The organism is Nocardioides sp. QY071, assembly GCF_029961765.1.
GTDB lineage: Bacteria > Actinomycetota > Actinomycetes > Propionibacteriales > Nocardioidaceae > Nocardioides.
Genome location: NZ_CP124681.1, coordinates 2,142,225 through 2,164,716 on the forward strand (window position 1 = coordinate 2,142,225; position 22,492 = coordinate 2,164,716).

At 71.6% G+C, this 22,492-nt stretch carries 19 protein-coding genes and 1 riboswitch; of the genes, 7 read left to right on the forward strand and 12 right to left on the reverse strand.

The annotated features are described in order from the left end of the window. Positions 1 to 167 precede the first annotated feature (167 nt). The gene (locus tag QI633_RS10285; protein WP_282428891.1) at positions 168 to 2,108 is read left to right on the forward strand and encodes a hypothetical protein; all 1,941 of its coding nucleotides are present in this window, start codon (positions 168 to 170) and stop codon (positions 2,106 to 2,108) included. Here the strand turns inward: QI633_RS10285 and QI633_RS10290 are convergent. Further along, positions 2,030 to 2,836, reverse strand: coding sequence for a fumarylacetoacetate hydrolase family protein (locus QI633_RS10290; RefSeq protein ID WP_160158277.1), 807 nt, complete (start codon positions 2,834 to 2,836; stop codon positions 2,030 to 2,032). The two genes, QI633_RS10285 and QI633_RS10290, sit on opposite strands and share 79 nt — an antisense overlap. A 49-nt stretch (positions 2,837 to 2,885) precedes the next feature. On the opposite strand from QI633_RS10290, the gene QI633_RS10295 reads away from it, so the two are divergent. Beyond that, positions 2,886 to 3,515 (forward strand): serine esterase, encoded by a 630-nt coding sequence (locus tag QI633_RS10295; protein ID WP_282428892.1) that lies wholly within the window; start codon positions 2,886 to 2,888, stop codon positions 3,513 to 3,515. Between the two features lie 40 nt (positions 3,516 to 3,555). On the opposite strand, the gene QI633_RS10300 is transcribed toward QI633_RS10295, so the two are convergent. The 3 genes from QI633_RS10300 to QI633_RS10310 form a co-directional block, all read right to left on the reverse strand. Beyond that, positions 3,556 to 4,989, reverse strand: a complete 1,434-nt coding sequence (locus QI633_RS10300) for a hypothetical protein (protein ID WP_282428893.1) — start codon at positions 4,987 to 4,989, stop codon at positions 3,556 to 3,558. A gap of 526 nt (positions 4,990 to 5,515) precedes the next feature. Next, the gene (locus QI633_RS10305) at positions 5,516 to 5,737 is read right to left on the reverse strand and encodes a hypothetical protein (protein WP_222117857.1); all 222 of its coding nucleotides are present in this window, start codon (positions 5,735 to 5,737) and stop codon (positions 5,516 to 5,518) included. Then, the gene (locus QI633_RS10310; RefSeq protein ID WP_282428894.1) at positions 5,734 to 7,158 is read right to left on the reverse strand and encodes a glycosyltransferase family 2 protein; all 1,425 of its coding nucleotides are present in this window, start codon (positions 7,156 to 7,158) and stop codon (positions 5,734 to 5,736) included. The genes QI633_RS10305 and QI633_RS10310 overlap by 4 nt, the downstream gene beginning before the upstream one ends. Positions 7,159 to 7,303: 145 nt before the next feature. Here QI633_RS10310 and QI633_RS10315 point away from each other — a divergent pair, with 145 nt between their 5' ends. After that, entirely contained in the window at positions 7,304 to 9,373 is a 2,070-nt protein-coding gene (locus QI633_RS10315; protein ID WP_160158276.1) for an EAL domain-containing protein, read from the forward strand. Here QI633_RS10315 and QI633_RS10320 read toward each other — a convergent pair. Together QI633_RS10320 and QI633_RS10325 are read right to left on the reverse strand one after the other, a co-directional pair. Beyond that, positions 9,367 to 10,557 carry an acyl-CoA dehydrogenase family protein gene (locus QI633_RS10320; RefSeq protein WP_282428895.1) on the reverse strand — a complete coding sequence of 397 codons (1,191 nt, stop codon included), beginning with the start codon at positions 10,555 to 10,557 and terminating at the stop codon, positions 9,367 to 9,369. The genes QI633_RS10315 and QI633_RS10320 overlap by 7 nt on opposite strands. Before the next feature lie 23 nt (positions 10,558 to 10,580). Next, complete coding sequence (locus QI633_RS10325) at positions 10,581 to 11,435, reverse strand: oxygenase MpaB family protein (RefSeq protein WP_282428896.1); 855 nt, start codon at positions 11,433 to 11,435, stop codon at positions 10,581 to 10,583. Positions 11,436 to 11,486: 51 nt separating this feature from the next. Between QI633_RS10325 and QI633_RS10330 the strand changes: the two genes are divergently transcribed. Then, positions 11,487 to 12,083 (forward strand): TetR/AcrR family transcriptional regulator, encoded by a 597-nt coding sequence (locus tag QI633_RS10330; RefSeq protein WP_141799266.1) that lies wholly within the window; start codon positions 11,487 to 11,489, stop codon positions 12,081 to 12,083. Positions 12,084 to 12,092: 9 nt separating this feature from the next. On the opposite strand, the gene QI633_RS10335 is transcribed toward QI633_RS10330, so the two are convergent. The 5 genes from QI633_RS10335 to gcvT all read right to left on the reverse strand — a co-directional run bounded on the left by QI633_RS10335 (position 12,093) and on the right by gcvT (position 17,401). Further along, positions 12,093 to 13,499, reverse strand: coding sequence for a sensor domain-containing diguanylate cyclase (locus QI633_RS10335; RefSeq protein WP_282428897.1), 1,407 nt, complete (start codon positions 13,497 to 13,499; stop codon positions 12,093 to 12,095). Positions 13,500 to 13,567: 68 nt separating this feature from the next. Further along, the gene (locus QI633_RS10340; RefSeq protein ID WP_141799265.1) at positions 13,568 to 14,950 is read right to left on the reverse strand and encodes an L-serine ammonia-lyase; all 1,383 of its coding nucleotides are present in this window, start codon (positions 14,948 to 14,950) and stop codon (positions 13,568 to 13,570) included. After that, positions 14,950 to 15,894, reverse strand: coding sequence for a lipoyl synthase (lipA, locus tag QI633_RS10345; RefSeq protein WP_282428898.1), 945 nt, complete (start codon positions 15,892 to 15,894; stop codon positions 14,950 to 14,952). Before lipA ends, QI633_RS10340 begins: the two co-directional genes overlap by 1 nt. Continuing rightward, positions 15,891 to 16,265, reverse strand: coding sequence for a glycine cleavage system protein GcvH (gene gcvH, locus QI633_RS10350; protein WP_141799263.1), 375 nt, complete (start codon positions 16,263 to 16,265; stop codon positions 15,891 to 15,893). The genes lipA and gcvH overlap by 4 nt, the downstream gene beginning before the upstream one ends. 17 nt (positions 16,266 to 16,282) lie before the next feature. After that, positions 16,283 to 17,401 carry a glycine cleavage system aminomethyltransferase GcvT gene (gene gcvT / locus QI633_RS10355; RefSeq protein ID WP_282428899.1) on the reverse strand — a complete coding sequence of 373 codons (1,119 nt, stop codon included), beginning with the start codon at positions 17,399 to 17,401 and terminating at the stop codon, positions 16,283 to 16,285. A 157-nt stretch (positions 17,402 to 17,558) separates the two neighbouring features. Continuing rightward, positions 17,559 to 17,654: riboswitch (glycine riboswitch) on the reverse strand. Between the two features lie 85 nt (positions 17,655 to 17,739). On the opposite strand from gcvT, the gene QI633_RS10360 reads away from it, so the two are divergent. From QI633_RS10360 to QI633_RS10370, 3 genes are all read left to right on the forward strand, one after another. Beyond that, positions 17,740 to 19,266: an SDR family NAD(P)-dependent oxidoreductase gene (locus QI633_RS10360; protein WP_282428900.1), complete on the forward strand. Its 1,527-nt coding sequence runs from the start codon at positions 17,740 to 17,742 to the stop codon at positions 19,264 to 19,266. Between the two features lie 87 nt (positions 19,267 to 19,353). Continuing rightward, positions 19,354 to 20,571, forward strand: coding sequence for an endonuclease/exonuclease/phosphatase family protein (locus QI633_RS10365; protein ID WP_141799261.1), 1,218 nt, complete (start codon positions 19,354 to 19,356; stop codon positions 20,569 to 20,571). Positions 20,572 to 20,594: 23 nt separating this feature from the next. After that, the gene (locus QI633_RS10370) at positions 20,595 to 20,945 is read left to right on the forward strand and encodes a UBP-type zinc finger domain-containing protein (RefSeq protein WP_282428901.1); all 351 of its coding nucleotides are present in this window, start codon (positions 20,595 to 20,597) and stop codon (positions 20,943 to 20,945) included. A gap of 16 nt (positions 20,946 to 20,961) precedes the next feature. Here the strand turns inward: QI633_RS10370 and QI633_RS10375 are convergent, their stop codons facing one another. Then, complete coding sequence (locus tag QI633_RS10375; protein ID WP_282428902.1) at positions 20,962 to 22,485, reverse strand: carboxyl transferase domain-containing protein; 1,524 nt, start codon at positions 22,483 to 22,485, stop codon at positions 20,962 to 20,964. Positions 22,486 to 22,492 lie beyond the last annotated feature (7 nt).

Genomic DNA, 22,492 nt, shown 5'->3' on the forward strand with positions numbered 1-22,492 from the left:
AGACACATCACCGGAACGTTGGGGCCAGAAGGGGGCGGTTGACCTGACACATGTCCACGTTCGCCGTCGCGGCGCCCGCCCCGGGGCAGGTCGAGTCGGCAACGTCACGCTGTTCAGATACCTGTGACGACCAGTAACGTCTTCGGTACCGACTCCGGAGGTACGCCATGCTCCTCGTTGCTGAACCCACCGCGCCGCCGGCCGGCGGCGCCGCGCTCGACCAGGTCCTGATCGCGGCGGGCGCCTTCGCCGCGATCTACATCCCGCTGGGGATCTTCCTGCTGCGCGAACGCGAGGGCAAGCCGACCCTGCTGGGGCGGCTGGCCGACCGCGTCGCCGCGCTCGACGGACTCCCGCGGTGGGCCGGGCTGCCGGGCTACCTGGCGCTGGTCTCGCTGATCGCGTGCGCGTTCGGCGTCTACTGGGACGTCCCGATCCACATGCAGAACGGGCGTGACGAGGGGCCGCTGGCCAACCCGTCGCACTTCCCGATCATGTTCGGCATCTTCGGGTTCCTGGCCTCCGGTGTCATCTCGGCCGGTCTCGCGAAGGCGCCGCTGCCGCGTCGTACCGTCCGGCTGACGCCGAGGTGGCGGGTGCCGATGGGCACCCTGGTGCTGCTCGGCGCCGGCTTGATCGCCGCCGCCGGGTTCCCGGCCGACGACGTGTGGCACCGGCTGTTCGGGCAGGACGTCACGGAGTGGGGGCCGACCCACGTGATGATGATCGGCGGCGCGGTGACCTGCGTGCTGGCGCTGCCGCTGCTCTACGCCGAGGCGGCCCAGGTCGGACGGCCGCCGTTCCACGGCAGGATGACGCGGCTGGTGATGACCGTCGTGATCGGCCTCTGCATCATCCCGGTGGCCTTCCTCATGGAGTTCGACCTCGGCGTGCCGCAGTTCCCGGCGACCACGCTGTTCGTCATCTCCGGCTTCCTGACCGGCTGGATCTTCGTCGCCGGCCGGATCTTCCTGGGGCGTGGCGGCGCCCTCGTCACGTGGGCGACGTACATCGGGATCCGGGTGCTGATCTACGCGATCACGCTGCCGGTGCCCGACATCCATCGCGCGCACTGGCTGCTGTTCCTCGGCCCGGCGCTGTGCATCGAGCTGCTCGCGCTGGTGTGGCGCGAGCGCGGGCCGCTCTTCGCCGGGGTCGCCGGCCTGCTCGCCGGGACTCTCGGACTGGCGACGGAGTGGTGGTGGATGGATGCCTTCCTGCCCTACCCGCTGCCGCCCGACGCCTCCCAGATGCCGCTGATGCTGGCCATCGGCGGCGTGGCGGGCGTCGGCGGCGGCCTGCTCGGCTGGTCCTTCGCCCGCCACGTCGAGCGGATCGGCGACCTCGGGCCGAGCACCGAGCCGGGCAGTGTCGCGGGCCCGGCCCGGGCCCGGTGGGTCGGTACGACGGGCACGCTGGTGTTCATCGGGCTGATGGCCGTCTTCGCGGCCCCCGCGGGCGCGGGCGAGGTCGACGTGGTCAAGCAGTGCGACGGCGACGCGTGCCGCACGACCTACCAGCCGGTCGACGGGACCGGCGTGATCATGGGCCATGTCTCGTACGACGACGACTGCATCGGCACCCAGGGCTGCACCGCCGTCGTGACGGTGCGGGCCGATCCCGACGACGTGGACGACGCGATCTGGTTCTCCGCGCTGGCCTACCAGGGCAAGAAGGAGCCGGAGTCCCAGCGGCTCGGTGACGGCGTGCTCAGCGTCGCGATGGAGCCGACCGGGCGGGCGGGGGAGTACCGCAGTGCCGAGCCGCTGCCGCTCTACGGCCGCTGGAAGGTGCTGGTCCGGCTGCACCTGCCGCTGCGCACGCTGGTGTCGATCCCCGTGCACATGCCGGCCGACACCGCGATCAAGGGGCCCGCGGCCGGCCTGGTCCAGGTCGACGACGACACCGACGTCGCCTTCGTGCACGAGCCGTTCATGCTCCAGCGCGAGCGCAAGCCGGACGTGCCGGTGTGGCTGTGGACGACCATGTACGGCGTCGTCATCGCCTCGTGGCTCGGCCTGCTCGCGTTCTACGGCTGGTTGTTCGCCTCGGCGGCCGGGCCGGCCACGACCTCGATCGTGCCGAGGGACTCGATCTCGAGTCGGTAGCCGCTGCCGGGGACGAGCGGTTCGGCGTCGGTGAGCGCGCCGGCGAGGATGAGCGCGCCGGCCGGGAGCGTCTCGCCGCGGGCCTCGAGGTGGTGGGTGAGGTGGACGAGCGCGGCGTACGGGTCGCCGAGGATAGCCGCGCCGGTCGCCTCATGCCGGACCTCGCCGTCGACGGTGACCGTGCAGTGCAGCTCGCCGAGGTCGGGTACGCCGGCCGCCGGGTGCAGGTCGCCGACGATCACCCCGGCGGCGCTGGTGTTGTCGGCGACGACGTCGGCGAACCGGAACCGGTAGTCGGCGTACCGCGAGTCGATGACCTCTGCGGCGATGCCCACGGAGGCGACGGCTGCGCGGGCCTGCTCCGGGGTGAGTGCGGCGCGGACGCGGTGGGCGAGGACGAACGCGATCTCGGGCTCGATCCGCGGCTGGATCCAGGTGTCGAGTGCCGCCCCGACGGCGTCGGGCCCGAGGCGCATCGCGTCGGTGAGGAAGCCGATCACCGGCTCCTCGACGCCCATCCGCGCCTGCTTGGCCGGGCTGGTCAGCCCGAGCTTGGCCCCGATCGGTGTCTCGCCGTGTGCAAGGCGGGTCCCGCGGTCGTGGTCCTGGACGGCGTAGGCCCAGTCGGCGTCGAGGTCCGGGTGCGTCGTGGTGAAGGCCGGCAGGGGAGTGCGGGTGGCTCGCGCGTGGGCGAGGGTGGCGGCTGCGGCGGCGGGATCGAGGGTCACGGAGCCATCATCACTCCCATTTGGTTGAAGATTCAAGTATATTGAGGACGTGACCTTGTCCCCTGAGCCCGTCGTGGTCCGCCGCGGAAGCGACGACCCCACGGCGCCGGTCGTCGTCCTGCTGCACGGTCGCGGCGCCGACGAGGCCTCGATCATCGGCCTCGCCGACCACCTTCCGGCCGGCCCGTCGTATGTCGCCGTGCGGGCGCCGATCGCCGAGGGCGGCGGCTACGCATGGTTCGCCAACCGCGGGATCGGCCGCCCGGTCGCGACCTCGCTGGCACAGACCATGGGCTGGTTCCGGGCCTGGCTCGACGCGGAGCACCCCGACGGTGCCGCGGGAGGGCCGGTCGTTCTCGTCGGGTTCAGCGGCGGCGCGGCCTTCGCGGGCGGACTGCTGCTCGCTCACCCGGGGCGCTTCGCCGGCGCCGCGATCCTGCACGGCACGCTGCCGTTCGACGCAGGAGTGCCCGTGGCGCCGGGCAGGCTGGCTGGCGTGCCCGTGTTCGTGGCGCTGGGCGATGCCGACCTGGTCATCCCGCGCGAGCTGCTCGATGCGACCTGGGCCTACCTCACCGGTGACGCGGGCTCGGTCACCACGACCTGGCGCGACGCCGGTGGGCACGGGATGTCGGAAGGCGCCGTAGCGGCGCTCGGTGAGTGGCTGACGCATCTCTGACGCCTTCGGGGGAGTCCTCGCGGCAGGGAGTTGCGACTGTTCAGGCGGCGTAGTCGCCGGCGAGCGTGACGGCCTGGTGGGCGTACACGTGGTACTCGGCCTGGGTGATGGGTCGGGTGCCGCCGCCGGTCACGAGCCTGTAGAGGCCGTTGGGTGTGCCCCAGATCCACTTGTCGGGTCCGAGCTGCAGCACCGTGTAGCCGGCGACGTGGGTCTTGGCTCGGTGGTGGTGTCGGGTGAGTGGGGTGTCGTTGTGGTCGCCTGTCTGGCCGGGTGGTCCGTGCTTGTCGTAGGCGACGGTGTGGTCGTGGTCCGGCGGTCGGCCGCACTTGGCGAAGAGGCCGGTGGCGTGGGGGAACACGTCTCCGACCGTGCGTAGCTGGGTGCGGTGCTTGACGTCGGTGGGGTGCTCGTAGCCGTTGACCGAGCGTCCGGTGTGGAGGTCGATGACCGGCTGCACGGTGATGGTCGCGTGGCGACCCAGGAGGTCGGAGACCTGGGTGAGGAGTCGTGGGCCGAGGCTCTCGACCCGGGCAACGGGTCCGAGGGCGCCGGTGTCGTCGAGCGCGACGTGGACAACGATCTCCGCGACCCGGCGGGGGTCTCGTGACGGTTGCTGCGCAACCTCCTCGACCTCCGAGGTGCCCGGGGTGTCGTCGATGCCGTGGAGGAACGCGAGGACGGCGGCGGGGTCGGCGAGCATCGCGAACGCCTCGGCCCGCCAGTGCTCCATCGACAGTGGTTCGGCGCCCTCGGGGACGTCGGCGTGCTCGGCGAGGGCAGCCGCGAGGTCGTCGACCGTGTGCTGGTGGGCGAGGGCGTCGGCCTCGTCGAGCCGGGCGAACACGGTCCCGATACCGGCAGTGTTGACCGCATCGTTGTCGTCGGCCTGGGAGCCCGGGCGGGGCTTGGGGTACCAGGCACCCTTGTCGTTCTGGTTCTTCTCGATACTGCCCTGGTGAGCGACCGGGTCGGCCTCGATCACCTTGGCCTCGGCGATGGCAAGGATCCGCGACGGCGACTGGTCCAGAGCAGCTGCGACGGCGGTGTCGACGAGCGCAACTCGGTGGCGGTCGAGCGCGCGGGACATCCGTGCGACCCGCCGCACCACCCACACTTCGCACCGGCCGGACTTCGCGCCTTCCCATACGGCGGGGAGGCGGTGGCGCAGGTCGAACGCATCGGCCAGCGCGCCACGGGTCGCGAGCACGTGCTCGTGCCGGGCGATCGCCATCTCCACCAGCGCGAGGTCGGCGACCTCCGGAGTCCCGTCCCCACCCAACGAGATGAGCCGCGGACCACCGAACCGGACCGGGACCGCGCCGGGCTCGGCCTGCGGGTCACCCGAGTGCAGGTCGGCCCACGCGAGCAGCAGCTTGAGCTGCCTGGCCTCGTGGAGCCGGCGGATCCGGACGCCGTCCTCGGCCGCGTGGAGCAACTGCTCCGGCGTGACGTTGGAGGGCTCCGAGATCATGCATCGATTCTATCGCACATATGTTCGAATGACGAGGCCCGTTGCGGACTTTCCCCTTGTTTCTAGGGAGTTTTCGACCGCGCGCGAACCGTCGCCCGACCGGGGAACCCAGCCACCTCCCGACGTTCTCGTCGCTGCTTTCGGAACGCGACCGGTTACGCCACCGAAGCCCGCGGACAGTTCGCGCCGATGGCCCGGAGGTTTCGAGGCTCGTCGCTGGCGCTCCTCGCACCTCAACCGTCGGCCGAGGTCGGTTGCGGTGGTGTCGTGACGGTCGCTGCACGACCTCCTCGACCTCCGGGCGCGGACCGCGGCCCGACCGCGGAAACCAGCCACCTCCCGACCTTCTTCGTCGCTGCCTTTCGGAACGCAACCACCTACGCCACCGAAGCCCGCGGACAGGCCACGCGACCAGCCCGGTGGTGTCGAGGCTCGTCGCTGGCGCTCCTCGCGCCTCGACCAGCGAGGGAGAGCTGGCGTTTTGTCGCACATCAGCGCCCGGAGCCGGTGGGCGAGGGCCGAGAGGTCAGCGCGGTCCGTCGGGGTAGATGCTGCGCGTCTCCGCCCGCTCGTAGCCACGCGGCAGGTAGTCGCGGACCCAGATCTTCGGCAGTGCCTTGGCGACCGAGAGCGTCACGTAGACCATCGTGTTGATCGCGACGAACGCGGCGAGGACGGCGAACGCGTGCGAGCGCACCAGCGACTCGGGGAAGAGGATGCCGAGGGTGGAGAGCAGTGGGGCGCTCATGCGTCCACCTCCTGCCGCGCGGGAGCGGGCGTGTGGTTGCCCCACTGCGCGTTGCGGCCGAGGGACATGTCGATGATCCCCTTGAGGTAGACGATGTCGAGGAACAGGGCGTAGAAGAGCTCGGGGAACAGCGTGGCGGCGAGGATCCGCGCCTTCCACCCGCCGCGCCACACGGTCGCGACCCGCTCGATCGTGAAGACCAGGCCGGTGCCGACCCAGAACGGGAACCACACCCAGTGGTCGAAGGACAATGCCATGAGCAGCATCAGGAACAGGTAGGCGAACAGGGCGATCACGCCGTACCCGATGCCGAGCTGCTGGGCCCAGTAGCGGAAGGTGGAGGGCCGCAGGCCGTACTCGCCGAGGTTCTCCAACGCGCCGCGCTGCCAGCGCAGTCGCTGCGCCCACAGCGTGCGCCAGGTGCTCATCACCTCGGTGACGACGGTGCAGTCGGACGGCGAGATGATCAGCCCACCGAGGGACTTGAGGGCCAGGGTGATCTCGTTGTCCTCGGTGAGGACGAGGGTGTCGTAGACGTCCCCGGGTACGCCGGGCAGCAGCTTGCCGCGCTCGGCGGCGATGGTGCGCAGGGCGCGTGGGCGGAACACGGTCGCCGTGCCGGTGAGCACGAACACCTGGCCGCGGCGGCGGCGTAGGTCGCGCGCGTAGCGGGTGTACTCGTTGCGCTGGAACTGTCCGATCAGGCCGCTGCCGTCCTCGCCGTAGAAGAGGCCGCCGACGGCCATCAGGGCCCGGTCCGCGGTCATCCGGCGTACGACGGACGCGAGGAAGCCGTCGTCGAGCACGGTGTCGGCGTCCATCACCATGACCAGGTCGTTCTCGCCCTGGGCGGGCAGGATCTGGGCCAGGGCCTGGTTGAGCGCGCCGGCCTTCTTGTGCTTGTTGCCCACGCTCTCGATCACCTCGGCGCCGCAGCGGCGCGCGATGGCCACCGTGTCGTCGGTGCAGTTGTCGGCGACGACGACGATCCGCTCGGGCGAGCGCGACTGGGCGGTGAGCGAGGCGAGGGTGGCGGCGATGCCCTGGGCCTCGTTGTGGGCCGGCACCAGCACGGTCAAGGTGACCTCGCCGTGGAACACGCCGCGGGTCTCGGCCATCACGTGGCGTGGCGAGAGGGGCAGGTGCGCGTCGTCGTCGCTGCGCCGGGCCTTGTTGGCGATGCGGCGCTCGAGCGTCGCGACACCGGCGGCGAAGAGCAGGGCGAGGCCGGCGGCCGCGGCCAGTGTCGGCACGGTGGGCGCCTCGGTGTCGTACAGCACGTGCCACGCGCCGAGCACCAGGCCCTCGGACGGCGTCGCCCGCCCGTGGGCGGTGTCCGAGACCGACCACCACAACAGGCCGGCACCGGCCAGAGCCGTCCCGAGAATGAGCAGTCCTACTGCCCGCTGCAACCAGCGCACGAGATCCCCTTCCCTCCGGCTCGACCCTAGGCAGACGGGACGCGAAAGTTCGAGGAACGGCGCGATGCCGTCCGATCGACAGCCCGATCCGGGACCATGGTCCCGATCCCCTCCGATCCTCCGGTCCCGGGCCGAACGGATCGGCATGCTCCGTGACCCGACCGACGACGAGCGACTCCGGCTCATCATCGAGGCCGTGCCGAGCGCGATGGTGCTCGTCAACGCGTGCGGGCGGATCGTGCTGGTCAACTCCGAGGCCGAGCGAGCCTTCGGCTACACCCGCGAGGAGCTGCTCGCGCTCGGTGTCGAGGACCTGATGCCCGAGCGGTTCCGGGAGCGACACGGCCATGAGCGCACGACGTACGCCGCCCGTCCGGACCGCCGTGCGATGGGTGTGGGACGCGAGCTCTTCGGTCTGCGGAGCGACGGCACCGAGATGCCCATCGAGATCGGCCTCAACCCGATCACCGTGGGGGAGGGGCGCTACGTCCTCGCCTCGATCATCGACATCACCGAGCGGCTGCGCGGTCAGGAGGCGCTGGTCGTCGCGCGGGAGGACGCGCTGCGCCGCTCGATCCTCGACACCATGCCGTTCAGCATCATCGCGACCGATGCCAGCGGCCGGATCCGGACCGCCAACCCGGCCGCGGCGGACCTGGTCGGCCGCGCCCAGGACGAGCTGATCGGGCGCTCGCTGGTCCAGATCGACGGGTCCCAGCGCCAGCTCTACCCGGACGGGACGCCGGTGCTCGCCCACGCGCTGGGCGACGAGGCCGAGTGGACCTACCGGCGCAAGGACGGCAGCACGGTGCCGGTGCACGAGTGGATCGTGCCGCTGGCGCCGCAGGACGGTGCACCGGGTGGCTTCCTCGTGGTCGCCTACGACATCACGCAGCGGATCGAGGCGCGGGAGCGGATCGAGCACATCGTCACCCACGACAGCCTGACCAACCTGCCGAACCGCTCACTGCTCGTGCGACACCTCGACCAGGCGCTCGAGCGGGCCGAGCGCGACGCCACCGAGCTGGCGCTGGTGCTCATCGACCTCGACCAGTTCAAGCGGATCAACGACTCGCTGGGCCACCACATCGGCGACGAGCTGCTCATCGTCGTCGCCGAGCGGCTCCTGGCGTGGACCCGCTCCGACGACCTCGTCTCCCGACTGGGGGGTGACGAGTTCGTGATCGTTCTGGAGGACCTGGTCCCCGGCACCGACCTGGACCGGCGGCTGGAGGACCTGATGACCGACGTGCTCGCGCCGGTCGTCGTGCACGGCTACGAGCTCGCGGTCACGGCCAGTGTCGGCGGGACGCGCTGCCCGGCCGACGGCCGGGACGCGGCCACCCTGCTGAAGAACGTCGACATCGCGATGTACCAGGCCAAGGCCGCGGGGCGCAACGAGATCCGCTGGTACCAGCCGGCGATGCTCGAGGAGAACAACGACCGGCTCGCGCTCTCGGCCGCACTGCGCCAGGCGCTGGAGCAGGACGAGCTCTCGCTGGTCTACCAGCCCCAGGTCGACCTGCTCAGCGGCGAGGTGGTCGGCGTCGAGGCGCTCGCCCGCTGGACCAGCCCGACCCTGGGCCCGGTGCCGCCCGACCGGTTCATCCCCGTCGCCGAGGACGGCGGCATGATCGCCCAGCTCGGCGGTTGGGTCCTCGCGACGGCGTGCACGGCGCTCGCCGGGGTCCAGGACCAGATCGGCCGCCCCCTGCGCCTGGCCGTCAATGTCTCGCCGCGCCAGCTGCGCGGCCGCGCCTGGCTCGACGAGATCGCCGCCGCGATCGACCTCGCCGGCATCCAGCCCTCCCAGCTCGAGGTCGAGATCACCGAGGGCCTGCTCATCGAGGACCACGGCGACGTCGTCGCGATGCTCGAGTCGCTGCGCTCGCTCGGCGTCTCGATCGTGGTCGACGACTTCGGCCGCGGCTACAGCAGCCTCGCCTACCTGACCCGGTTCCCGATCGACAAGCTCAAGATCGACCGCTCCTTCGTCCAGGAGATCAGTACCGCCGAGAACGCCGCCATCGTGGACGCGATCATCGTGATGGCCCACGCGCTCGGCATGACGGTGGTCGCCGAGGGGGTCGAGACGCCCGCGCAGGAGCAGTACCTGCGCGAGCGCGGCTGCGACGAGGTGCAGGGCTACCTCTACAGCCCCGGCGTCCCGGCCGGGTCGCTGGAGATGGTGACCCGGGCGCTGTCGCGTCAGTAGGACCTGGGCAGTCCCAGCATCTGGGTCCCGATGTGGGCGAGCACGAGCTCCTCGGCGACGGGGATGTTCTTGGCGATCCGGGCGTCGCGGAAGATCCGCTCGACCGGGTACTCCTTCGAGTACGCCATCCCGCCCAGCGTCTGGAAGGCCTGGTTGGCGGCCTCCCAGCCGACCTGGGCGCCGGTCAGCTTGGCGACATTGGCCTCGTTGCCGCAGGGCCGGCCCTGGTCGAAGAGCCAGGCGGCCTGGTAGGTCATCAACCGGCCCAGCTCGGCCTTGGCCTTGATCTGGGCGAGCGGGAACTGCAGGCCCTGGTTGGCGCCGATGGGGCGGCCGAACACCTCGCGCTCGCGGGCGTAGTCACAGGCGATCCGCAGGGCGGCGTCCGCCGTACCGATGCCGCCGGAGGCAGCGAGGATCCGCTCCGGGTTGAGCACGTCCCACAGGACGGCGAACCCCGCGTCGACCTCGCCGATCACGTTGACGGCGGGCACGCGGACGTCGTCGAAGAAGACCTGGCTGGAGTGCAGGATGTTGCTGCCCATCTTGGGGATCGGCGTGTACGACAGGGTGCCGTCGGCCAGGGCCTGCTTCACGTCGACGAGGAGGAGCGTGAACCCGGCCGTGCGCGGCAGTCCGCGCTCGCGGGTCTCCGCGGCCGGGATGGTGCGGGTGACGGCGACCATCCAGTCGGCGTTCTCGACGTTGGAGATCCAGACCTTCTGGCCCTTGATCACGAACTCGTCGCCGTCACGGCGGGCGGCGGTCCTGATCTCGATCGCGTTGCTGCCGGCATCCGGCTCGGTGAGTGCGAGGCAGAACTGCACGTCACCGGTGGCGAGGCCGGGGAGGATCCGCTGCTTCTGCTCGTCGGTGCCGTGCCGGGTCAGCGTCATCGCGCCGAAGCCGGGCGTGGTGACGTAGGAGAAGGTGCCGGCGACGCCACCGGAGGCGCACAGCGTCATGTTGGCCACGGCCAGCTCGAGCAGGCCCTGCCCGCCGCCGCCGTACTCCTCGGGGACACACAGCCCGAACCAGCCGCCGTTGCCGAGGTCGTCGAAGACCTCCTGCGGGAAGCGGTGCTCCTCCTCGCAGCGCGACCAGTACGCGTGGTCGTAGCGCGCGGCGACGGCGGCGACGCCCTCGCGGACGGCGAGGGCGCTCTCGGGCAGGTCGAAGTCCATCGGTGCTCCCTGGGTGTGATCGGTCAGACGAGGGGGCGGTGGAACCGGCGGCGCAGTCGCATGTCGGCGAGCCACAGGTTGAACGGGAAGTTCCGCAGCACGCGAGGCATCCGGCGCTCGACGGTGCCCAGGGTGCGCAGCAGGCGGTCGAAGCGGCGCTGCTGGCGCGCGGTCCACGGCAGCCCCATCGCGTCGCGGAACAGCGGGGGCAGGAAGCCGGTCGTCACGAACAGCACGAACGGCGCGAGCAGGTGGAACGGCTTCGGGAAGTTCCGCAGCCGGGTCAGCGAGAGGAGGTACGCCGCCACGGCGGGGTCGATGTCGACCTCGGCCTCGGCCTCCTCCCAATAGCGCCGGAAGGCAGCGCGGTCGGCCGGCCAAGCGTCGGCCGGCATCTGCAGGGTGGTGCCGAACCGCGCGCAGTGGGCGTAGAGCGCGTCGGCCTCGGCGTCGGGGAGCGGACCGTGCATCTTCTCGATCATGTCGACGGTGCCGTAGTAGAGGCAGGCCGCGACCCAGGTCTGCAGCCGGGGGTCCATGGCGCGGTACTGCACCTTCTCGCCCGGCCGCGACACGACCTGCGCGTGCTGCCGGTTGACCTCCTTGCGGAAGGCGGTGCGGTCCTCGTCGTTGCCGAGCAGGGCGACGGCGAGGTAGGTGAAGGTGGTCCGGCCGCGCTTGAAGGGCCGCTTGGTGGCGGCGCCGTCGTGGACCCGGCTGTTCATCACGCCGTAGCCGACACCCGGCCAGCTCAACTGCATGATCACGTTGGCCGGCCCGGCGAGGTGCGCGCCGATGCCGGAGACGTGGTCACGCATGTCGAAGCCCATGGGCACGGGCAGGTCGCGGACCCTCGGGGACGGTGTGCTGGTCGCCATGGCGGCCACGCTAGCCTTTTATTGGCAGGCTGCCAATAGTAGGTTGGGTCCATGACCGAGACGGCCCGACGCCAGCGCCTCGCCCCGGACGAGCGACGCGAGCAGATCCTGGTGGCCGCCGAGCGGCTGTTCGCCGCGCAGTCCTATGCCGAGGTGTCGACCACGCGGATCGCCCACGAAGCGGGCGTCGCGAGGGGTCTGCTCAACCACTACTTCGGCGACAAGCGGACCCTCTACCTGGAGGTCGTACGACGCGCCTCGCTGCTCCCCACCCTCGAGGACGTCCCGCTCCCGTCGGGCTCACTGGCCGCTCGCGTCGACGCCGCCGTGCGCTGGTTCCTCGGCTCGATCACGCCCGAGCGGGCGACGTACCTCACCGTCCGGGCGGCCGAGGGCGTGGGGGAGGACGCCGAGGTGCGCGCGATCCTCGACGAGGCGCACGACCTCGCGGCCGGCCGGGTGCTGGAGATGGTGGGCGGCGACCCGGCCGATCCGGCGGCGCGGGCGGTGGTGCGCTCGTTCGGCGAGCTCGCCCGGGGTGCGATCCGGGAGTGGTCGCGCGAGGAGACGCTCAGCCGCGAGCAGGCGCACCTGCTGCTGCGCGAGGCCCTCCTGGCCATCGTGCGGCGCGTGCTCCCCGGTCTCTGAAGGCGCGGTTCACCCCGCGCGCAGGGCGTACGGCGCGGCCGCGGTCCGGTTGCGACCGGCGCGCTTGGCCTCGTACATGGCGCGATCCGCGGCCGCCAGCAGCGAGCGGGGCGTGCTCAACCGGTCCGAGACGGCGGTGCCGACACTCGCGGTGATGCGGTCGAAAGGGGCGTCGGCCGCGACGCCGTAGGGTCGGGCCACTGCCTCGCGGATCCGCTCGGCGCACTGGTGCAGCTCGTCGTGGTGTGCCAGGCCGGGGCACAGGACGACGAACTCGTCCCCGCCCAGCCGGACCACGGTGTCTCGCCGTCGCACGGCAGCACGCAGTCGCGTCGCCATCTCGACCAGCAGGAGATCTCCCTCGCTGTGGCCCCAGGCGTCGTTGACGGCCTTGAATCCGTCGAGGTCGAGCACGATCACCCCGACCGCGCCCGGCTGTTGCTCGTCGAGCTCGCGCTCCAGGCGGGTCATGAGGAGGGACCGGTTCGCCAGCCCGGTGAGCGGGTCGTGCAGTGCCAGCTGGCGCAGCTCCTCGATCAGCTCGTTGCGGGAGTCGCGGAACAGGGCCAGGCTGAGCACGACGATCGTCAGCGTGCCGACCAGGCCTTGGGCCAGGAGCGCCTGCTGCGGCGGGTCCACCTCGCTGAGCGCCCCTCGGCCGAGGAGGGTCGCCCAGACGATCGAGACACCGGACGCCGCGAGGAACACGGTGCTCGTCGTCGTGGCGTAGCGCAACGAGACCCACATGGCGGGCAACATGACGCCGAACGCGTTCGGGTGTCCGGGGTTGAGCCAGAAGACCCGGATGAAGACGATCGACGTGACGACGAGAAGGGCCGCGGTCTCGGCCATCCGGGCAGGTGAGGGCCGATGGCGCCGCCACTGCGCCTCACCGAGTCGCAGCGCCACGGCCACCCCGGTGAGAGCCGTGACCCCGTTGCGGATGGCGAAGAGGGCGAAGGTGCGGACCAGGTCGTCCTGGCCCTCGTGCGCGAACCACGCCACGGCCAGCGTGGCCGAGACCAGTGTGCCCGCGACGATCGCCCCGACCAGCCGGCCGAGGTCGGCCGGCTCCCGCAGGCGGGCCGGACGGTCGCCGTACCGCAGGACGATGGTGGTGACCGCCGCAAGTGACACGTTGACCAGCACGAACCAGGCCGACAGGCCGACGGGGGCGTCGGTGGCCAGGTTGATGGCGAAGGTCAGCACCGCGAGGCCGGTCCAGTGGAGGGCTGCCTGCACGCGCGGGAGGTCGTGTGCATGCAGCCCCCACAGGACGGCGACCGCGGCCGCGGGCCACACGAGCGACACCTCACTGCCCTCGACCCGGGTCGCCCTGCCGAGCAGGATGGCCAGCGCGTACGCCACCGCGAACCCGGCCCCGGGCAGCACAGCTCGACAGACGCGTCGTGCCACGGCTCGCGCTCCCCTCTCCTCGACGGCCTCACAGGGCACATCGGCAGCGGGTACGCCGACCGAAGCAGTCAGCACTCGATCACGTTGACGGCCAGGCCGCCCCGTGAGGTCTCCTTGTACTTGGTCTTCATGTCGCGACCGGTCTCCCGCATCGTCTTGAGCGCCTTGTCGAGGCTGACCTTGTGCGACCCGGTGCCGTGGATGGCGAGCCGGGCGGCGTTGATCGCCTTCACCGAGGCGATCGCGTTGCGCTCGATGCAGGGGATCTGGACCAGTCCGCCCACCGGGTCGCAGGTCAGGCCGAGGTTGTGCTCGATGCCGATCTCGGCGGCGTTCTCGACCTGCTCCGGGGAGCCGCCGAGGACCTCGCACAGGGCGCCGGCCGCCATCGCGCAGGCCGAGCCGACCTCGCCCTGGCAGCCGACCTCCGCTCCCGAGATGGAGGCGTTCATCTTGGCCAGGATGCCGATCGCCGCGCCGGTGAGCAGGAACCGGACGATGCCGTCGTCGACCTGCTCCTGGGGCTGGTCCTTGGCCTGGAAGCGCACCCAGTAGTGCAGCACCGCCGGCACGATGCCGGCCGCGCCGTTGGTGGGCGCGGTGACGATCCGGCCGCCGGACGCGTTCTGCTCGTTGACGGCCAGGGCGAACAGGTTGACCCAGTCGATGACGTCGAGCGGGTCGTCGCTCCCGGCCGCCCGCAGCGTGGCGTAGAGCTCGGGCGCGCGCCGCGGCACCTTGAGCCCGCCGGGCAGGACGCCCTCGCGGTGGCAGCCCTCCTCGACGCACGCGGCCATCACGCGCCAGATCTCGAGCAGGCCGGCCCGGACCTCGGCCTCGGTGCGCCAGGTCAGCTCGTTGGCCAGCATCACGTCGGAGACGCTCATCCCGGCGTCGTGGCACGCGGCGAGCAGCTCGCCGCCGGTGGAGAACGGGTGCGGCAGCACCGTGTCGTCCACCACCACCCGGTCGGCGCCGACCTGGGTCTCGTCGACCACGAAGCCGCCGCCCACCGAGTAGTAGGTGCGTGCCCGCAGCTCGGCGCCCTCGGTGTCGTAGGCCGTGAACACCATGCCGTTGGGGTGGGCCGGCAGCGACTGGCGCCGGTGCATGACCACGTCGTCGGCCTCGAAGTGGATGACCTGTTCGCCGGCCAGCCGGAGCTGCTGGTGCTCGAGGATCCCCGCCACGCGGGCGTCGTAGGTCGCCGTGTCGGTCGTCGCCGGGTCGTCGCCCTCGAGCCCGAGGATGACGGCCTTGACCGAGCCGTGGCCGTGCCCGGTGGCACCGAGCGAGCCGAACAGCTCGGCGCGCACCCGCGCGACACGCGGCAGCTCGCCGTCGGCCGCGAGGCCGGCAGCGAAGGTGTGCGCCGCCCGCATCGGGCCGACCGTGTGCGAGGACGACGGCCCGATGCCGATGGAGTAGAGGTCGAAGACGCTCAGCGCCATCACTGGCTCCTGAGTTCCATGGCTCGACGGTACAACCGTCCTGCCCGGTACGACGACCGCACGAGCGGTCCCGAGAGCACTCCGCTGAAGCCGATCTCCTCGGCTTCGGTGGCGAGCTCGACGAACTCCTCGGGCTTGACCCAGCGCTCGACGGGGTGGTGCCGGAGGCTGGGGCGCAGGTACTGGGTGATGGTGACCAGCTCGCAACCGGCGTCGTGCAGGTCCTGGAGCGCGTCCGAGACCTCGTCGCGGGTCTCGCCCATGCCGAGGATCAGGTTGGACTTGGTGACGAGCCCGAACGCGCGGGCCTGGGTGAGCACGTCGAGGGAGCGTTCGTAGCGGAAGCCGGGGCGGATCCGCTTGAAGATCCGGGGGACGGTCTCGACGTTGTGGGCGAGGACCTCGGGGCGGGACTCGAAGACCTCGGCGAGCAGTGTGGGGTCGCCGTTGAAGTCGGGGATGAGGTTCTCCACGCCTGTGGCGCCCTGCTCGTTGGTGGCGGTGAGGTCGTGGATGGCGCGGACGGTCTCGGCGTAGAGCCAGGCGCCGCCGTCGGGCAGGTCGTCGCGGGCGACGCCGGTGATGGTGGCGTACTTGAGGCCCATGGTCTGGACCGATTCGGCGACGCGGCGGGGTTCGTCGCGGTCGAGGGGTTGGGGTTTGCCGGTGTCGATCTGGCAGAAGTCGCAGCGTCGGGTGCACTGGTCGCCGCCGATGAGGAAGGTGGCTTCCTTGTCCTCCCAGCATTCGAAGATGTTGGGGCAGCCGGCTTCCTCGCACACGGTGTGGAGGCCTTCGGACTTCACCAGGCTCTTCAGGGACCGGTATTCGGGGCCCATCGTGGCCTTGGTGCGGATCCAGGACGGCTTGCGCTCGATCGGGGTCTCCGCGTTGCGGACCTCCAGCCGGAGGAGCTTGCGCCCCTCCGGCACGACGGCGGTCATGCCCCGGCGATCAGCGCGTCGTACGCCGCGGCGTCCAGCACCTCGCCGGTCGCCGTCACCTTGACGACGAACAGCCAGCCCGTGCCGAACGGATCGCTGTTGACCAGGCTCGGGTCGGCGTCGACGGCGTCGTTGACCTCGACCACCTCACCGGTCACCGGCGCGTAGAGGTCGCTGACCGACTTGGTCGACTCGAGCTCGCCGCAGGGCTCGCCCGCGGTGACGGTGTCGCCGACGGTGGGCAGGTCGACGTAGACGACGTCGCCGAGGGCGTCGGCGGCGTACGCCGTGACGCCGACCCTGGCGTTGTCGCCGTCGACGGCGATCCACTCGTGCTCGGCGGTGTACTGGAGGTTCGTGGGGTTGCTCATGGTGGTCTCCTGAGGTCTCAGCGGTTGCGGTTGTAGAAGGGGAGCTCGACGACGTCGGCGTCCTCGAGGGTGCCGCGCAGCGACACCTGGAGCCGGGTGCCCGGGGCGGCGAGCGCCGGCGGGACGTAGGCCATCGCGATCGGCTTCTCCAGCGTGGGGGAGGGCGAGCCGCTCGTGACGACGCCGACCTCGGCGCCCGTGGCCGGGTCGAGGACCGGGTAGCCCGCGCGCGGCGAGCGGCGACCGGTGGAGACCAGGCCGACGAGGACCCGCTGCGGGCCCTCCTCCTTGCGCCGGGCGAGCGCCGCCTGGCCGACGAAGCCCTCGGGCTTGTCGAGTACGACGACCCGGCCGAGGTTGGCCTCGAAGGGCGTGGTGGCGCGGTCCAGCTCGTGGCCGTAGAGCGGCATCCCGGCCTCCAGGCGCAGGGTGTCGCGGCAGGCGAGGCCCGCGGGGACCAGGCCGTGTGACTCACCGGCCCTGCTCAGCGCGTCCCAGACGGCAGCCGCGTCGGCGGGGCGGCAGTAGACCTCGAAGCCGTCCTCGCCGGTGTAGCCGGTGCGGGCGAGCAGCACGTCGACGCCGGCGACCGTGCCGGCATCGATGGCGTAGTACCTCAGCGACGGGACGTCGAGCTCGGTGAGGCCGGTGAGGATCTGCGCCGAAGCGGGGCCCTGGACCGCCAGCAGTGCCCAGTCGGCCGACGTGTCGGTGACGCTGACGTCGTACCCCTCGGCACGGGCGACCAGCTCGGGCGCCACGACGGCGACGTTGCTGGCGTTCGCGACGACGAGGTAGTGCTCCTCGGCGAGGCGGTAGACGACGAGGTCGTCGATGATCCCGCCGTCCTCGGCGCAGATCATCGAGTAGCGCGCGCGGCCGACGCCGATCGCGGACGGGCGGCCGACCAGGGCGTGGTCGAGCGCGGCGCCGGCACCGGGACCGACCAGCTCGATCTCGCCCATGTGGGTCAGGTCGAACAGCCCGGCCGTCGTCCGCACCGCGCGGTGCTCGGCGGTCTCCGAGCCGTAGCGCACCGGCATCTGCCAGCCGGCGAAGTCGGTGAACGACGCGCCGAGAGCGGCATGGACGTCGTGCAGCGGCGTGAGCCGCGGGGTCGCTGAAGGTGTGCTCATCGGGAGGCTTCCTCGTGAAGAGCGCAGCGGTGTGCCGCGCTCGTGGCTGGGTTGCCTCCCCGCTCTGTCATCGCTACCTGAGAGCTTCACCGCCCGGCCGGGCGGCTTGCACCGTGGGTGCGGACCGGTGGATCCGGTCCGTCTTTCCAGAGTTCGCCTCGTCCCGGCGGTCAGGGGGCCTGAGAGATTCTTGGGGAGATTTGCTCCTTCGGCGCCCGTCCTCGTGGGACCGGGGCTCTCCCGCCGGGGTTCGAACGGCGCGATGTTGAGTTGTGACGCGCATCATGGCGCAGGGCGAGCATACGGCATCCGGCAGCGGGTCCCCGTACCATCGGGCGGTGCCTCGCCCCGACTCCGACGAGCAGCTGACCCGGATCGACCCGGACGAGCTCGCGATCACCCTCAAGGTCCTCCGTCAGGTCCCGCTCCTCGACCCCGAGCACGACGACGTGCGCACGATGAAGCGCGCCGCGTCGTACATGTACAAGCTGATCAAGAAGCAGCGGCGGGCCGAGATCCGCATGGAGCGGCAGCGGCACGACCAGGACATCATCGAGAGGACCGCGACCGGCTCGCGGATGCGGATCGACGACGAGACCGCCGGCATCCCGCTGGTCTCCACCGCGCAGGGCGCCTTCGCCGGTGAGCTGCTCACCGCGCGCGGCTGCTACATCTGCAAGGAGGACTTCACCCTCGTCGACGCGTTCTACCACTGGCTGTGTCCGCGTTGCGCGGCGATGAGCCACGCCAAGCGGGACCAGCGCACCGATCTCACCGGCAAGCGCGCGCTGCTGACCGGCGGCCGCGCCAAGATCGGCATGTACATCGCGCTGCGCCTGCTCCGCGACGGTGCGCACACGACGATCACGACCCGGTTCCCGAAGGACGCCGTACGCCGGTTCGCCGCGATGGAGGACTCCGTCGACTGGCTGCACCGGCTCAAGGTCGTCGGCATCGACCTGCGCGACCCCACCCAGGTCATCGCGCTCACCGACGACGTCGCCGCCGACGGCCCGCTCGACATCATCATCAACAACGCCTGCCAGACCGTACGACGGCTGCCGGGCGCCTACACGCACCTCACCGAGGGCGAGCTGGCGCCGCTGCCGACGGCCGAGTCGCTCGGGATCGAGGAGCTGCCCGAGATGGTGGCGTTCGACCGGATCTCCGAGGCGCACCCGGCGGCGATCGCCGGTGCCCTCGCGGACCACGCGGTCGCCCACCACGAGGGGGAGTCCGCCGAGGCGGCGCTCGCCGCCCACAATGCCGCCTCGATGACCGCGCTCGCGCTCAAGGCGGGCGGTGCCTCGCTCGAGCAGCACCTGGCCGGCACCGCGATCGACGCCGGTGGCCTGATCCCCGACATCCAGGACAACAACTCCTGGACCCAGGTGCTCGACGAGGTCGACCCGCTGGAGCTGCTCGAGGTGCAGTTCTGCAACTCGATCGCGCCCTTCCTCATCAACTCCCGGCTGCGCCCGGCGCTGCGCGCCGCCGTGCAGAACGGTGCCCGTCGCGCGTACATCGTCAACGTCTCGGCGATGGAGGGACAGTTCTCCCGCCGCTACAAGGGCGCCGGTCACCCCCACACCAACATGGCCAAGGCCGCGCTCAACATGATGACCCGCACCTCGTCGGGCGAGATGTTCGAGACCGACAAGATCCTGATGACGGCCGTCGACACCGGCTGGATCACCGACGAGCGACCGCACCACGAGAAGCTGCGGATCGCCGCCGAGGGCTGGCACGCGCCGCTCGATCTCGTCGACGGCGCCGCGCGCGTCTACGACCCGATCGTGCGCGGCGAGGCGGGCGAGGACCTGTACGGATGCTTCGTGAAGGACTACGAGCCCTCACCCTGGTGAGTCATCGGAGCACGACCGATCGGTCATGTCATCACCTTTTTGGGGTACGAACGTGCATGTGGTGTCCCTTTGGCCGAAGGTGGAGACATGCGTCGCCTGCTGTCGTTGATGACCGTCCTCGCCGTCGCGCTCGGCGTGCTGTCCGCCCTGTCGCCGGCGAGCGCCGCGGCCCACCCCGGTGCCCCATGGGTGTCCGCCCAGGTGGTGACACGCGGCACCGTCACCGTGAGTCTCGACTGGGACTTCGCCGGTCCGGGCAGCTACGAGGTCCTGGTGTCCACCGCCGGGCCGGACGTGTACCCCGGTGATGCAGTCCAGATGAGGGTGCCGGCCAGCGCCACCCACGCCGACGTCCAGGGACTCGTGCCCGGGACCACCTACTGCTACGCGGTGACGCTCGACAAGAACGGCGGCGAGCGCAGCTGCAAGGTCACCCCGCCGGCCTCGAGGGCCGTCGTACCGACCGCGACGCCCACCACCGCCGCCACCTTCAACCTGCGCTGTGGCTCGAAGTCGAAGTGCAACAGCGGCTGGAAGTGGAAGAAGCGGCAGAGGCAGGTCGTCGCCGACATCGACCGGATGAACGCCGACATCATGGTGTTCGTCGAGGGCCACGTCGCCCACAAGTACGGCAAGAAGAAGCGCTGGATCGGAAAGGCCATGGCCAAGCGCGGCTACACGCTGGCCTGCCTGACCCAGAAGAGCAAGAAGCGCAGGCTCTACAGCCAGACCCTCTACGTGCGCACCAGCGTGTACGACGTGGTCGACGCCAAGCACAACAGCAAGGGCAGCCGCTTCAAGAGGTTCGGCGACCGCGACCACGGGTTCTGCCAGGCGCTCCTCTCGCACCGGGCGAGCGGCAAGCAGGTCGCGGTGGCCGCGATCCACCTGCGCGACGGGAAGGCCGACGGCGTCCGCCAGCAGGAGACGGCCTACGTCCTCAACCGGGTCACCTCGGCCTTCCCCGGCCGGCCCACGGTCGTGCTCGGCGACTTCAACTCCCACCGAGGGCTCGACCGACGCGGCCAGACCGACACGCCGCGCGTGGTCATGGAGGCCGCCGGCTTCGCCGACGCCAGCGACATCGCCGCCCACCTGACCTACCCGCACCTCAACTCCGCGCACGCCTTCAAGACCGACCCGCCGCGTTCGTCGACCTGGCCGACCCACGTCGACCGGATCTTCGTCTCACCCGGCATCACCGTGCCGAACTGGGACAACATCGCGGTGCTGTCGGGCGGGCGGTACGCCACCCCCATGGCCTCCGACCACAACCCGATCCGGGCGACCCTGTACATCCCCTGACCTGCCTTCCTAGGCTCGGGGGCATGGCCGAGGAGACCCCCGCGATCGCGACCGACGTCCCGCCGAGCGGACCGGGCTGTGCCGAGTGCACCGCTGCCGAGGGCTGGTGGGTCCACCTGCGGCGGTGCGCCGCCTGCGGGCACGTCGGGTGCTGCGACAGCTCGCCCGCCCAGCACGCCTCCGCGCACTTCCGCGACAGCGGGCACCCGATCGTGCAGTCGTACGAGCCGGGGGAGGACTGGTTCTGGGACTACGCCAGCGAGGACTACTACGCCGGCCCCGAGCTCGCCGCCCCCACCAGCCACCCCGAGGACCAGGCCGCCCCCGGGCCGCGGGGCCGGGTGCCGGTGAACTGGCGCGACCTCGTGCACTGACCGCGCCGCGCCCCGCTCACCCGGCCGCGGCCCTGAGCGTCGCCGCGACGACGGTGCGGGTCTCGGCGGGGTCGATCACGTCGTCGATCTCGAAGACCCGTGCGGCGTTGAGGGCGCTGGCGTGGGTGCGCAGCTCGGCGGTGTGCCGGGCGACCGTCGCCTCGCGCTCGTCCTCGGGCAGCGCGGCGAGCTCGCGCGCCATCGCCAGGCGTACGGCGCCCTCCAGCCCCATCGGCCCGAGGTGGGCGTCGGGCCAGGCCACGGTGAGCAGCGGCCGGTGGGTGCTGCCGCCGAGCATCGCCTGCGCGCCCAGGCCGTAGCCGCGGCGCAGCACCACGCCGACCAGCGGCACGGTGAGCCGGGCTCCGGCGGTGACCATCCGCGATGCGTGCCGCACCAGGCCGGTCCGCTCGGCCTCCGGGCCGACCATGAACCCGGGGGTGTCGACCAGCGAGACCACCGGCAGTCCCCAGCGCTCGCACAGGGCCAGGAAGTCGGCGGCCTTGGCCGACGCGTCGGCGGTCAGCGCGCCGGCGAGGTGGGTGGACTGGTTGGCGACGACGCCGAGCGGGATGCCCTCGACCCGCGCGAACGCGGTCACCAGCTCGGGTGCCCACGCCTCGCGCAGCCAGGTGACGCTGCCGACGTCGGCCAGGGCCTCCACGACCGGGCGCACGTCGAACGCCTCCCGGTCGTTGGCCGGCAGCATGGTGCGCAGCGCGGCCGGGTCGTCGGCCTCGCCGGAGCCGGACGGGCCGTCGAGGTAGGCCAGCAGTCGTCGTACGACGGCCACCGCGTCCTCCTCGTCGTCGACCACGACGTCGATCACCCCGTTGGCGGCCTGCTCCCCGACCGGTCCGATCTCCTCGGCGGCGTAGTGCCCCAGCCCGCCGCCCGCGATCATCGCCGGCCCGGCCATGCCGAGGTTCGCGTCCGGTGTCGCGACCCGCAGGTCGGCGCACCCGGCGAGGACCGCGTTGCCGGCGAAGCAACGCCCGGACACGACCGCGATCCGCGGCACGACGCCCTCCAGCTCGCCCCACAGCGCGAAGGAGCCGACGTCGAGCGCGGACACGATCGGCAGGTCGACGTCGCCGGGCCGGCCGCCGCCACCCTCGGTGAAGAAGACCGTCGGCAGGCCCATCCGGCCGATCAGCTCGATCAACCGGTCCGACTTGCGGTGACCGCGCATGCCCTGGGTGCCGGCCATGACCAGGTAGTCGTAGGACAGCACCGCGGCGGGCCGGCCGCCGATGGTCGCCGTACCGCCGATGATGCCGTCGGCGGGGGCCTCGACGACGAGCTCGGCCAGCGGCCGGCGCTGCTCCTGGGCCGCGGTGATGAAGCGGCCGTACTCCACGAACGAGCCGGCGTCGACGAGGTCGGCGATGTTCTCACGAGCGGTACGACGACCGCGGGCGTGCCAGCGGGCGACCTTCTCGGTCCGGGCCTCGTCGGTGGTGAGGAAGCGGCGGGCGAGCAGCTCGGTGAGGCCCTGCGCCGGAGCGTCGGCGGGCGCGTCCAGGGGTGCGTCGGTCACCGGGTCA

Excerpts from the sequence above, each read along its gene's own strand:
- QI633_RS10285 (WP_282428891.1), top strand. The coding sequence starts at position 168 with ATGCTCCTCGTTGCTGAACCCACCGCGCCGCCGGCCGGCGGCGCCGCG.
- QI633_RS10300 (WP_282428893.1), bottom strand. The coding sequence starts at position 4,989 with ATGATCTCGGAGCCCTCCAACGTCACGCCGGAGCAGTTGCTCCACGCG.
- QI633_RS10305 (WP_222117857.1), bottom strand. The coding sequence starts at position 5,737 with ATGAGCGCCCCACTGCTCTCCACCCTCGGCATCCTCTTCCCCGAGTCG.
- QI633_RS10315 (WP_160158276.1), top strand. The coding sequence starts at position 7,304 with ATGCTCCGTGACCCGACCGACGACGAGCGACTCCGGCTCATCATCGAG.
- QI633_RS10320 (WP_282428895.1), bottom strand. The coding sequence starts at position 10,557 with ATGGACTTCGACCTGCCCGAGAGCGCCCTCGCCGTCCGCGAGGGCGTC.
- QI633_RS10325 (WP_282428896.1), bottom strand. The coding sequence starts at position 11,435 with ATGGCGACCAGCACACCGTCCCCGAGGGTCCGCGACCTGCCCGTGCCC.
- QI633_RS10330 (WP_141799266.1), top strand. The coding sequence starts at position 11,487 with ATGACCGAGACGGCCCGACGCCAGCGCCTCGCCCCGGACGAGCGACGC.
- QI633_RS10340 (WP_141799265.1), bottom strand. The coding sequence starts at position 14,950 with ATGGCGCTGAGCGTCTTCGACCTCTACTCCATCGGCATCGGGCCGTCG.
- lipA (WP_282428898.1), bottom strand. The coding sequence starts at position 15,894 with ATGACCGCCGTCGTGCCGGAGGGGCGCAAGCTCCTCCGGCTGGAGGTC.
- gcvH (WP_141799263.1), bottom strand. The coding sequence starts at position 16,265 with ATGAGCAACCCCACGAACCTCCAGTACACCGCCGAGCACGAGTGGATC.
- gcvT (WP_282428899.1), bottom strand. The coding sequence starts at position 17,401 with ATGAGCACACCTTCAGCGACCCCGCGGCTCACGCCGCTGCACGACGTC.
- QI633_RS10365 (WP_141799261.1), top strand. The coding sequence starts at position 19,354 with ATGCGTCGCCTGCTGTCGTTGATGACCGTCCTCGCCGTCGCGCTCGGC.
- QI633_RS10370 (WP_282428901.1), top strand. The coding sequence starts at position 20,595 with ATGGCCGAGGAGACCCCCGCGATCGCGACCGACGTCCCGCCGAGCGGA.